The organism is Parvibaculum sp., assembly GCF_049672805.1.
In the GTDB taxonomy this organism is placed as follows: domain Bacteria; phylum Pseudomonadota; class Alphaproteobacteria; order Parvibaculales; family Parvibaculaceae; genus Parvibaculum.
Genome location: NZ_JBATWS010000383.1, coordinates 1 through 11045, shown reverse-complemented (window position 1 = coordinate 11045; position 11045 = coordinate 1). Strand labels below are relative to the sequence as shown.

General features: G+C 61.4%; 11 protein-coding genes. 5 read left to right on the top strand and 6 right to left on the bottom strand.

Annotated elements, in window-relative coordinates; genetic code table 11:
• Positions 1-180 precede the first annotated feature (180 nt).
• Complete coding sequence (locus WBF74_RS11910; protein WP_424440049.1) at positions 181-1416, bottom strand: acyl-CoA dehydrogenase family protein; 1236 nt, start codon at positions 1414-1416, stop codon at positions 181-183.
• 272 nt (positions 1417-1688) lie between these two features.
• Here WBF74_RS11910 and WBF74_RS11905 point away from each other — a divergent pair, with 272 nt between their 5' ends.
• Entirely contained in the window at positions 1689-3038 is a 1350-nt protein-coding gene (locus WBF74_RS11905) for an MFS transporter (RefSeq protein ID WP_424440046.1), read from the top strand.
• A gap of 5 nt (positions 3039-3043) precedes the next feature.
• Here WBF74_RS11905 and WBF74_RS11900 read toward each other — a convergent pair whose 3' ends face one another.
• The 3 genes from WBF74_RS11900 to WBF74_RS11890 form a co-directional block, all read right to left on the bottom strand.
• Positions 3044-3244, bottom strand: coding sequence for a hypothetical protein (locus WBF74_RS11900; protein ID WP_424440043.1), 201 nt, complete (start codon positions 3242-3244; stop codon positions 3044-3046).
• Entirely contained in the window at positions 3241-4239 is a 999-nt protein-coding gene (locus WBF74_RS11895; RefSeq protein WP_424440040.1) for an alpha/beta fold hydrolase, read from the bottom strand. Before WBF74_RS11895 ends, WBF74_RS11900 begins: the two co-directional genes overlap by 4 nt.
• A 149-nt stretch (positions 4240-4388) precedes the next feature.
• Positions 4389-5792, bottom strand: coding sequence for a sensor histidine kinase (locus WBF74_RS11890; protein ID WP_424440037.1), 1404 nt, complete (start codon positions 5790-5792; stop codon positions 4389-4391).
• A gap of 296 nt (positions 5793-6088) precedes the next feature.
• Between WBF74_RS11890 and ykgO the strand changes: the two genes are divergently transcribed.
• The 4 genes from ykgO to WBF74_RS11870 all read left to right on the top strand — a co-directional run bounded on the left by ykgO (position 6089) and on the right by WBF74_RS11870 (position 9108).
• Positions 6089-6214, top strand: a complete 126-nt coding sequence (gene ykgO / locus WBF74_RS11885; RefSeq protein WP_424440034.1) for a type B 50S ribosomal protein L36 — start codon at positions 6089-6091, stop codon at positions 6212-6214.
• 192 nt (positions 6215-6406) lie between these two features.
• Positions 6407-7462 carry a saccharopine dehydrogenase family protein gene (locus WBF74_RS11880; RefSeq protein WP_424440031.1) on the top strand — a complete coding sequence of 352 codons (1056 nt, stop codon included), beginning with the start codon at positions 6407-6409 and terminating at the stop codon, positions 7460-7462.
• A gap of 2 nt (positions 7463-7464) precedes the next feature.
• Complete coding sequence (locus WBF74_RS11875; protein ID WP_424440052.1) at positions 7465-8076, top strand: tetratricopeptide repeat protein; 612 nt, start codon at positions 7465-7467, stop codon at positions 8074-8076.
• Between the two features lie 15 nt (positions 8077-8091).
• A complete protein-coding gene (locus WBF74_RS11870) occupies positions 8092-9108 on the top strand; it encodes an alpha/beta fold hydrolase (RefSeq protein ID WP_424440028.1) in 1017 nt (338 codons plus the stop codon).
• Between the two features lie 3 nt (positions 9109-9111).
• Here the strand turns inward: WBF74_RS11870 and pyk are convergent, their stop codons facing one another.
• Together pyk and WBF74_RS11860 are read right to left on the bottom strand one after the other, a co-directional pair.
• On the bottom strand, positions 9112-10542 hold the full coding sequence (pyk, locus tag WBF74_RS11865) for a pyruvate kinase (protein WP_424440025.1): 1431 nt from the start codon (positions 10540-10542) through the stop codon (positions 9112-9114).
• Positions 10539-11045 (bottom strand): MOFRL family protein (locus WBF74_RS11860; protein WP_424440022.1); only part of this gene is annotated, 507 nt, incomplete at its 5' end. The genes pyk and WBF74_RS11860, both read right to left, overlap by 4 nt.

Below are 11045 nucleotides of genomic sequence, written 5' to 3'. Positions count from 1 at the left end.
GTGTGCTGGAGATGCCCGAAGGCTATGCGCAGATGAGGCAGCTCACGCTCAATCTGGTGGAAGAGCACAAGACCGCGATCATTCTTTCCGGTGTCGCGGCGCTTGCCCTTCTTGGCGGCCTCATCTGGCTTTGCTGGCTGGGCGCGCGCCGGTTGAGGGCGCGCTGACCCCACTCATGTCTCAAAGGCCGAGCACGGCCTTTGCCATGATGTTGCGCTGAATCTCGTTCGTGCCCGCATAGATGGAGCCTGCGCGGTCATTGAGATACTTCGCGGTGACAGGCCATGAATAGTCGGGGCCAGCCGGAATGTCGTTGGGCGATACAGCCGGCGCCCCCGGCACGGGCCCGCCCGGTGCCGTCACATGCGGCTGGAAGGGAAGTGCGTAAAAGGCAATGGCCTCCAGTGCAATCTCGGTCAGGCGCTGGCTGATCTCGGTGCCGCGTGTCTTGAGGAGCGAGGATTCCGCGCCCGGTGCCTGCCCGTGCGACAGGGCAGACATGATGCGGTGCTCCGTATATTCAAGCGCCGTGATCTCGGCGGAAGCGGCAGCGATTTTTGCGGCGAAGCTTGCATCGTCGATGAGTCGCCCGCCGCCGTCCCCGGCTTCCGCACTTGCGATCTCGCGGATGCGCGCAAGGCGCACATGCAGCCCCGGCGCATAGGCATGGCCGCCGCGTTCAAACTGCATCAGATATTTGGCGACCGTCCAGCCATCGCCTACCTTGCCGACAACATTCTTCTTCGGCACGCGCACATCGGTGAAGAAAATCTGGTTCTGGATATGCTCACCCGACAGCATGATGAGCGGCTCCACGGTGAGGCCGGGCGTATCCATATCGATCAGGATAAAGGTGATGCCGCGCTGGGGAATATCCTCGCGCGAGGTGCGGACGAGATTGAAAATCCGGTTCGCGTAATTGGCATGGGTCGTCCAGATTTTCTGGCCGTTGCAGATGAAGTCATCGCCATCTTCGACCGCGCTCATCTGCAGGCTCGCAAGGTCCGAGCCTGAGCCTGGCTCCGAATAGCCCTGACACCAGAAATCCTCGCCCGAAAGCATGCGCGGCAGGTAATAGGCTTTCTGTTCCGGTGTGCCATAGCCGATCAGTACCGGCCCGCACATGCCAAGCCCCATGGGCGAAAGGGGCGGCGCGCCTGCGGCGGCAAGCTCGCTTGAGAAGATGTAATGCTGGATCACGCTCCAGTCGCAGCCGCCATATTCGACCGGCCAGGCAGGGGCGACCCAGCCCTTCTTATAGAGCTTCTTGTGCCACGCCATTGTTGTGTCGTAATCCGCATAGACGCTCGTCATGCGGCGGCCGACAGCGCGCAGATCGGATGTCAGCTCTTCATCGAGAAAGCTGCGCACCTCATCGCGAAAGGCGGCATCGGCCGCGCTGAACCCCAGTTCCATCATCTCCTCCCCGAAAGACAAATGCTGATGCCGGGGAGTAGGCAGCCTGTCCGGCTTTCCTGTCAAACGGATGGGCATTTCAACAGTCTTTCGCTGGGGCAGGCCGTCGGGGCGGAGCGGGCGCGGGTGCGGATGGTGCGAAAGTCAAAGTTTCGGGGCCGAGCCTTGCGAGCGGGCTGGAAAGCCTATCGGGTTTGACGTAAGGAATGGCCGGTTGATGTAAAGGAGCGGTCCTTCCCGCGAAGGGGCCGCCCCCCGGAGAGCCCCGTTCCATGTCGACAGATGAAGAAAAGACAGCGGAGAAGCCAGCCGCTGAAATACCCCCGGTCGCCGTGAAGGTGCCGGAGGGGGTGCGCGCGACCACGCCGAAAGAGCGCCAGCGCGCCTTCTTCATTCTTTTTGTCTGCCTGCTTTCGGTCGGTATGGGGCAGACGCTCGTCTTTGCCGTGCTGCCCCCCATCGCCTCTGATCTCGGCATGACAGAGTTCGAGACGACGATGATCTTCTCGCTTTCTGCCGCGCTATGGGTGCTGACCAGCACCTTCTGGGGCACGCGAAGCGATGTGATGGGACGAAAGCCCGTCATTCTCATCGGTGTGCTTGGCTTCGGTATCTCCACTTCGCTGGTAGGTGTGGTGCTGCTGGCGGGCTACCTCCACTGGATTTCGATGGCGCTCATGTTTCCTCTCGTCATGGGGGCGCGCGCGATTTTCGGTATATTCGGTTCCGGTGCCATGCCGGCGTCGCAAGCCTATGTTGCTGACCGCACCACACGGGCGGAGCGGGCAGGCTCCATCGCGCAGATCGGCGCAGCTTTTGGTCTTGGCACGGTGGTGGGGCCGGGCGTTGCGGCGGCCTTTGCCGAAATCCACATTCTCGCGCCCTTTTTCGCGGTCGGACTTCTCGCGCTGGTGAGCAGCATTGCGATCTGGATTCTGCTGCCGGAGCGCACCCGCCCGAAAAAGATGCTGGCCGAAAAACAGGAAAAGCGGGCGGCGTTGAAATGGACAGCGCCGAATGTGATGCCCTGGCTCAGCATCGGTGTGGTGTTGAGCCTCAGCCAGTCCATCATGATGCAGCTTTTCGCCTTCTATCTGATGTCGGAACTCTCCATGGGCGGGTCAGAGGCGACCCAGCTTGTGAGCGTCGGCATGATGGCGATGGCGATGGCAACGCTTGTCGCGCAGCTTGGTCTTATCCAGCGCTTCGATCTGTCGGTGCAGTTCCTGCTGCGCTGGGGTGCCGTCACCATGATCATCTCTTTCATGATGCTGGTGCTGGGCGGTTCTTACGGGGTGCTTGTCTCCGCGCTCACGCTGGCAGGGCTTGGCTTCGGCTTCCTGCGGGCCGGGCTTTCAGCTGGTGCGTCGCTTTCCGTGTCGCTCAAGGATCAGGGGGCGGTGGCCGGGCTTATCGGTTCCACGGCGGCAACGGGCCATATCCTCAATCCGGCAATCGGTATTCCGCTCTTCTATGTCATGCATTCGGCGCCCTTCATTCTGGGGGCCGTTCTATCTGCTGCGATTCTTGCCTTTGCGATCTTCCATCCGGTGCTGAAAAACCTTCGCAGCACGGATGGCGGTTTCACGGATGAAGAAGAAGAAGAGATCGGGCTGCACTAGGCAGTTCAGCCACCGGTGCGAAAGCCGAGCAGATTGACGACGTGAACCAGCATCAGCAGCGCCACGAAGATCGAGACAAAGATCAGCGGCGTTGTTGGCAGCAGGCGCACGCGGCCGGGTTCAACCGGCCTGCGTTCCAGCCATGCGAGAAAGGCGGCGCACGCCACGCTTGCCGCGAGCAGGGCGAGCGTGACGGGCATCGTCATCCCAGGGCGCCTTCAGCCTGCCACTGGGCCATCAGCACCGCGACGGCAGTTGCAAAAGCCTGTGGCTGATCAAGCATGATGTGGTGCTGTGCGTTGGGCACGGTGAAGACGGGCTTCTCCGGCGAAAGCTCGCGGAGGAATTGCACCGTCTTCGGATCGTAATCCTTGCTGTCGAGGCCGAACATGGTTGCGCCGCGGCAGGCGAGGTTGCGGTAGATTTCCGCATGGTCGCCGCCCATGTGCAGCCCGTCGAAAATCGAGTGATCGAATTTCCACGTCCAGCCGGTTTCCTCAAAGGTACGCTTGCCGCGTGTTTCACCTTTGGTCACAGCGCGCAGGCTCAGCGGGCCGATATAGTCGAGAATGAAACCATTGGCGCAGGGCTGAAGCGGCGCAAGGCGGAAGCGGGAGGTTGCTTCCTCGAAGGTCTTGTAAATCTTTGTCGGTCGCCGCGGCGGCTGGTTCAGAAACCATTCATGCGGATTGTCGGCCGGACGCACGGTGAAGTCGCAAAGGATGAGCCCGCCAAGCTGCTCGCCGTAATGCTTGCCCGCGATCAGCGAGACGAAACCGCCAAAGGAATGGCCGACAACGACAGGCTTCGGGCCGAGGCCTGCTGCGAGCGCCACTTCGCCGATCTCGCGGGCGAAGGTCTCGCGCGTATACGACAGGCGCCAGCCGCTGTCTCCCATGCCGCCGAGATCCATGGCGGCAACATTGTAGTGTTCGGTCAGCAGCGGCGCGATGAAGTGGAACCAGTGCGCATGTGCGCCATTGCCATGCACGAAAAGGAGGCCTGGGCGTGCCGGATCATTATTACCCCAGCGCAGATAGTGAATATCCGTGCCATCCACATTGAGCGTGCGGCTCTCATAAGGTGCGGCAAGCGCCTCACGGAACCAGAGCGGGCGATGCAGGATGATGTCTTCATCCGGCAATGTGGCCGTCGTTTCTTCTTCGAGGGACCGGATCACGGTCCCGCATGTCGTGTTCATCTCGGGATACTCTTGGTACTGGAAGGAAAATCAGTTGGCGGGCACCGGTGCGCGCAGAGGCGCGCGCGCTGTGGTTCGTTTGCTCAATCGCGGGATGGACGCTTCCTCGCCCTGAAAGAGCTGTGTGACGCTCCGCAAGTTTTCTGTTCTCACTGTTCGTCTCGTTGTTCGACGGTGTTTGCATCAACAATCTGCAGCTTCGGAAGCCGGATGATGATGGACGTGCCACCGTGTTCATTTGTTCGTTTTTCGATCTCTCCGCCATATTGCCGCGAGAGGCTTTCGATGATCATCGAGCCGAGGCCCGAGCGTCTTTTGGAGTCATCGGACGGATCAAGTCCGATACCGTCATCCTCTACCACCATGCAAGGTATGTGATTGCTGCCGATGGTGAAGCTCGCGCGGATAGTGCCGCTCTCGCGGCCATCAAAGGCGTGCTTGATGGCGTTGGATATAAGCTCACCCAGCACTACCGCAAGGGTTGTGGCATCACGCGCCGAGACGACTAGCGGGTCGAAATGGCCCGAAATGCTCATCGCGGTGCCACCAAGCGCTGAATCGGCAAGGTCAGAGACGACGGCTTCCAGAAGCCCGTCAACCGCTGTTGACTGAAGATCGTCGCCAAGGCGCAGGCGGCGCTGCGCCGTGCTGATGGTCTGGATACGGCCACGCGCCGTTTCAATGGCCGAGCGCGCGGCGTCATCATCCAGTTTCGCCTGCTGCATACGAAGAAGCGATGACACCATGGCAAGGTTGTTTCCGACGCGATGGGTCACTTCGCGTAGCAGAAGTTCCACACGACCGCGCTCATATTCGGCGCGGTTGGTTTCTGCTTCCGCCCTTTCGCGGGCAATTTCGAGTTCCTGCGTACGTTCGCGGACACGCGCCTCAAGCTCTTCATTAAGGGCGATGAGCTGATCGCGCTTGCTTGTCACGGTGGCGAACTGGTGGCGTGTCAGCTGAAACGAAAGAATGGCGAGCACCAAAGAAGCGCAAAGAGCGCCGATCAGCGAAGTGGAAAGCCAGGCGCGGGACGAAATCATTTTTTCGGCGCGTTCGTCATGCCGGGCGCTTTCGGCGGCGCGTGCTTCCAGAATGATCGTGCGAATTTCATCCATCAACGCCTTGCCCTGATCGCGGCTGATGATGGTCAGCGCCTCTCCGAAGCGGCCCTCGCGGCCAAGGGCAATGGTCGTGTCGGTTTCCTGAAGCCGCTGCCTTGTGGCCTCTTTCAGCCGTTCAAGACGGGCGGCCTGTTCGGAATCCCGCTCGACGAGTGCCTGAAGCGCCGTCAGCCTGCGGTCGATGAACAGGCGGGCGGCATTATATGGCTCCAGATATTGTGGATCGCGGGTCAGAAGAAAGCCGCGCTGGCCGATCTCCGCATCCTGCACGAGGCTCATGATTTCCTTGAGCTCGCTGCGAATCTTCAGCGCTTCCACGGCATGGTCGATATTGGAACTTGCGCGGAGCGAAAGCGTCAGTGCAGCCACGCCCGCGCCAAAAAGCATGATGAAGGCGAGGGCCATCAAAATGGCGTTCACCTTGCTCATCTTGTCGGTATTCGCGAGATCTCCCCCGAAAACCCGTATCAATCCATTCAACCCTCGGTCTGGACGGAGTTACCGTCCGTGCGGTGACTGCCACTTGAGGGGAGGAACATAACAAGTGCTAAGGTCAAACAGTAGCTTGGAAATTCGGAAAATGCGTGAGACCTCGACTGACTGTTGACAGGCCGGGGCCGCCCGCTTAGTTTCCGCGCCAACAATTCAAGGGCGTTCCGGCATCGGGCCGGAAGCGATGCAGAAGCTTTCCGTATCTGCCGCTGGCCCCGATCCGAGGTTGAGCCATGAAAATCCGTAACTCGCTGAAATCGCTCCGGAATCGGCATCGGGACAACCGTCTCGTGCGCCGGAAGGGACGCGTTTACATCATCAACAAGACGAACCGCCGCTTCAAGGCCCGCCAGGGCTAAGCCGGGCGCCGCGCCCTGATCGGGCGCAGGGACGATGAATCAAGGCCATCTGCCATGCAGATGGCCTTTTTTCTTGGGCAGCTCAGGGTTTGCAATCCCGTGGCTTCCCGGGGCTAAATGGGGCTGACATTGCGGCCTGTCATTGCCGCTTTCAGGCCCGGCCGGGGTGGTCATTTCAGGGGAGAACGGGCAATGAGCGACAGGTTCATGATCTATGGCGCGACCGGATATACCGGCAAGCTCGTTGCGCGCACCGCCAAGGCGCAGGGGCTCGCCCCGCTGCTGGCGGGCCGGAACGAGGCGCGACTGAAATCCATCGCAGCCCAGCATGGCTTCGAATATCAGCCTATTTCGCTGGATGATCCCGAGGCGCTGGAGGCGGGGCTGACGCAGGTCGATGTGGTTCTTCACATCGCCGGGCCCTTTTCCCAGACCTCGAAGCCCATGGTCGATGCCTGCATCCGCACCGGCACCCATTATCTCGACATTACGGGCGAGATCGACGTTTTCGAGGCCTGTGCTGCGCGGAACGAGGAGGCGGAGGCTGCGGGCGTGATGCTGATGCCCGGCGTCGGCTTCGATGTGGTGCCAAGCGACTGCCTCGCCGCCCATATGAAGGCGCGGATGCCCGATGCACGCGAGCTCACCCTCGGCATATCCGGCCTTGGTCATATGTCACACGGGACGGCCAAGACGGGCGTCGAGAGCATCGGCAAGGGCACGCGGATCAGGCGGGGCGACCGGATCATCACGGCGCGGAAGACGCCCCGCCGCATGATCGACTTCGGCTCTGGCCCGAAGCAGGCCGTGGCGATTGGCTGGGGCGATGTTTCTACGGCGTGGCATTCCACACATATCCCCGACATCACCGTATATTTCGAAAGCAGCCCGCAGCTTGAGCAGATGGCGAAGATGGGCGGGTTCATGCGCTGGGTGCTTGCACGCGGCTTCATGCAGACCATGCTCAAGAAGCGCATCGAAAAATTGCCGGAAGGGCCGAGCGATGCCGAGCGGGCGGAAGGCTATTCGGTTCTTTATGGCGAGGCGGTTGGTCCCGAGGGGGAAACGGTGCGCTCGCTTCTGCGCACGCCCGAAGGTTATACGCTGACCGCGATGACGAGCCTTGAGATTGTCCGCCGCGTTCTGGCGGGGGAAGCGCAGCCCGGTTTCCGCACACCGTCTTCCGTTTTCGGGCCGGATTTCATCACCGGCTTTGAGGGCTGTGTGCGGCAGGATCTGAACGGGTGAGAATGATCCGGCTGGTTCACATCATTTCCTGCCTCGCCCTTGCGCTTGCTTTGGCGGTGCCCGGTTTTGTGCATGAGGTGGTCGCCGCCGAAGCACCGCCCTCTGCCTTCGACAAGATGAGCAAGGCGGAACGGGATGCCCTTATCGACGAACTTCTCGAAAGGCTTTCAGCCGCACCAAACGAAGAGGAAGGAAAGGGGATCGAGCGGACGATCCAGGCCCTCTGGCTCACTTCCGGCAGCCCCAGCATCGACCTGTTGATGCGGCGCGGGCTCGATGCGCTGGGTGACGGGGATTATGACCGTGCCTATTTCTATTTCGATGAGGTGGTAACTTTCGCGCCTGCTTATGCGGAGGGCTGGCATCGCCGCGCGGCCATTCATTATGTGCGCGAGGATTATGCGGCGGCGCTCAAAGATATCGAGCAGGCGCTCCGGCTGGAGCCGCGCCACTTCGAGGCGCTGGCGGGGCTGGGTGTCATTCTCGAAGATCTGGGAGACAGGAAAGGCGCTCTCGATGCCTATCGCCGAGCACTTTCGCTCAATCCCTGGCTCAGTCATGGAAAGGCGCGCGTCGCGCCGCTGGAGCTTGAGGTTGAAGGGCGGGGCATCTGACCTCGTGAGTGGCGCGTGGCATTTCTGATTTTCTTTGCCCTTCTGATTGGTGCGCTTGCTGCCTATTCCGCGTGGACGGGATTCCGCGTCGCGCGGCTCTTTCCGCCCTCGGGCGAGTTCATCACGCTGGATGGCGAGTTTGAAGGGCTGCGGCTTCACTATGTGGAGCAGGGGCAGGCGCGGCCCGGCATTGCGCCTGCCATTCTCATTCATGGCGCAAGCGGCAACCTCCGCGACATGCAGGAAAGCCTTCTTCCCGAGCTTGCAAGGGACACGCGCGTTGTGGCGTTTGACAGGCCGGGGCATGGCTGGAGCGGGCGGGGGAACCATCCCGATATTGCGAACCCTGCCGTACAGGCGCGCGCGCTCCGCATGGCAGCGCAGAAGCTGGGACTCGAAAAGCCTGTGCTTCTCGGCCATAGCTGGGGTGCCTCGGTTGCGGCCGCATGGGCGCTTGATGCGCCGGACGAAATATCGGGCCTGTTGCCGCTTTCAGGGGCGCTTTATCCGTGGAAGGGAAGCGTGTCCTGGTATCACTCCGTTGTCCGCATGCCGCTTGCAGGGCCGGTCTTTGTCCGTACCCTGATGGTGCCGGGCGGAAAACTCCTCTCCACGAAGGGGATTGCGGTCAATTTTCATCCGAATGAGGCACCTGCCGGCTATGCAGAGCGGATCGGCTTATCGCTTCTCTTCCGCCCGTCCCATTTCCGGGCGAACAGTGAAGACACATCAAGTCTCAAGAGCTATCTGGCCTTACAAAGCCTTCGCTATGACAAGATCGAGGTGCCCACCATCGTCATCACCGGCAATGCGGACTATACCGTCTCGCCGAAACTTCATTCCTATGCGTTCCACAACGCGGTGCGCGGTTCTGAACTGATAAAGCTCAAGGGAACGGGGCACATGCCGCATCATGTGCGCCGCGAGATCGTGGTGGATGCCGTGCTGAGGCTTGCGCGGGGCGAGCGTCCGCGCGCGAGCGAGGTGACGATCCATGAAGATGGTCGCGTGGAAGTCAGGCCGCGCGCGTGACGTTCACTCCGTATCGCGCCGCCCGACAAAGGCAATGCGCAGCATGTTGGTAGCGCCCGGTGTGCCGAGCGGCACCCCCGCCGTTACCACGATGCGCTGGCCGGGCTGGGCAAAGCCTTCCTGAAAGGCGATGCGGCAGGCACGGTCCGACAGATCTTCAAGATCATGCGCGTCTTCGGTGAGCACGCAATGCAGCCCCCAGACAAGCGAGAGCCGCCGCGCCGTCGCATGAACGGGCGTCAGCGCAATGATCGGCGCATGGGGCCGCTCGCGGGCGGCGCGAAGGCCCGTCGAGCCTGAATTGGTCCAGCAAACAATAGCGGCAGCGTTGAGCGTGCTTGCGACGGAGTGGGCGGCAGCCGAGATCGCGTCTGCGCCGGTTGCTTCCGGCTCGGTGCGCTGCGCATAGATGATGCCCGGATAGGTCGGGTCACCTTCCACCGATTGCGCCACGCGGTCCATCATCGTGACAGCTTCGATGGGATACTGGCCTGCGGCGGATTCAGCCGACAGCATGATCGCATCCGCGCCTTCAAAGACGGCGGTTGCAACGTCGGATACTTCGGCGCGTGTCGGTGTCGGTGCCGAGATCATGGATTCAAGCATCTGTGTTGCAACCACGACCGGCTTGCCGGAGCGGCGGGCGGCGCGAGTCATGCGCTTCTGCCAGCCGGGCACCTGCTCAAGCGGCAGTTCCACGCCGAGGTCGCCACGCGCGACCATGATGGCATCTGCAATCTCGATAATGGCATCGAGATGCGACAGCGCCTGCGGCTTTTCGATCTTGGCAAGAACGGCGGCGCGGCCACGCGCAATCTTGCGTACTTCTGCCACATCATCAGAACGCTGCACGAAGGAAAGCGCGATCCAGTCCACACCGAGGTCAAGCGCGAAATCGAGGTCGCTGCGATCCTTCTCGGTGAGGGCGGCGAGCGGCAACACGGAGTCAGGCAGGCTCACGCCCTTGCGGCTCGTCAGCGTGCCGCCAATGATGACTTCGGTATCAATCGTGGTGTCGGTCTTGCCCGTCACGCGCAGGCGGATGCGGCCATCATCCAGCAGCAGCGTGTGGCCAACGTTCACCGCTTCAAAAATCGGCGGGTGGGGAAGGGGCGCGCGCGAAGCATCGCCCGCTTTCTTGCCCATGTCGAAACGGAAGCTCGCGCCTTCTTCGAGGACAGCGCCACCCTCCTGCATCGCCCCGATGCGGAGCTTCGGTCCCTGCAGGTCAACCAGAATGCCGATGGGCCGGTCCACTTCCTTTTCGACCTGCCGCACCAGCCCGTGAAGCCGCTTCAGTCCTTTATGGTCCAGATGGCTCATGTTGAGACGGAAGACGTCCGCGCCCGCCTCGAAAAGTTTGCGAATCATCTCCGGCGTATCAGAGGAAGGGCCAAGCGTGGCGATGATCTTGACGTTACGGCGGCGGTTCAAGGAAGCACTCCCGAAGGTTCTCTGGTGGGGTGGTCGGGTTCGCCGACCAGTATGACCCGGAAATCGTTGACGTTGGTGTAACTCGGGCCGGTTGTTACAAGGTCGCCAAGCTCGCCGAAGAAGGTGCCGGAATCGTGGCGGTCGAGCATGGCGCGGGGGTCGAACCCCTTTTCCTTCGCACGGATAAGTGAAACTGGTGTGACAATGGCGCCAGCGGGGTCTGTTGCCGCACCCGATCCGCCGTCAATTCCGTCCGTATCGGCCGCAAGAGCGCAAATCCCTTGCGTGCCATCGAGCGCAAGGGCGAGTGCCAGCGCATATTCCTGATTTGGCCCGCCTTTTCCTGTTGTGCCGGTATTGAAGGTCACGCCCGCTTCGCCGCCTGAAATGATGGCAACGCATCTGCCTTCCGCTTTTGCCTTCAGTGCCAGCGCTGCATGTTTTTCGGCGAGGGTGCGGGCTTCCCCCTCAATGCCATCGCCCAGCGCCACGGGTTCATATCC

Bases quoted from the DNA above. Each gene is read 5' to 3' on its own strand.
- WBF74_RS11900 (WP_424440043.1), bottom strand. From the start codon at position 3,244: ATGACGATGCCCGTCACGCTCGCCCTGCTCGCGGCAAGCGTGGCGTGC.
- WBF74_RS11875 (WP_424440052.1), top strand. From the start codon at position 7,465: ATGATCCGGCTGGTTCACATCATTTCCTGCCTCGCCCTTGCGCTTGCT.
- WBF74_RS11895 (WP_424440040.1), bottom strand. From the start codon at position 4,239: ATGAACACGACATGCGGGACCGTGATCCGGTCCCTCGAAGAAGAAACG.
- WBF74_RS11905 (WP_424440046.1), top strand. From the start codon at position 1,689: ATGTCGACAGATGAAGAAAAGACAGCGGAGAAGCCAGCCGCTGAAATA.
- WBF74_RS11910 (WP_424440049.1), bottom strand. From the start codon at position 1,416: ATGGAACTGGGGTTCAGCGCGGCCGATGCCGCCTTTCGCGATGAGGTG.
- WBF74_RS11880 (WP_424440031.1), top strand. From the start codon at position 6,407: ATGAGCGACAGGTTCATGATCTATGGCGCGACCGGATATACCGGCAAG.
- WBF74_RS11890 (WP_424440037.1), bottom strand. From the start codon at position 5,792: ATGAGCAAGGTGAACGCCATTTTGATGGCCCTCGCCTTCATCATGCTT.
- ykgO (WP_424440034.1), top strand. From the start codon at position 6,089: ATGAAAATCCGTAACTCGCTGAAATCGCTCCGGAATCGGCATCGGGAC.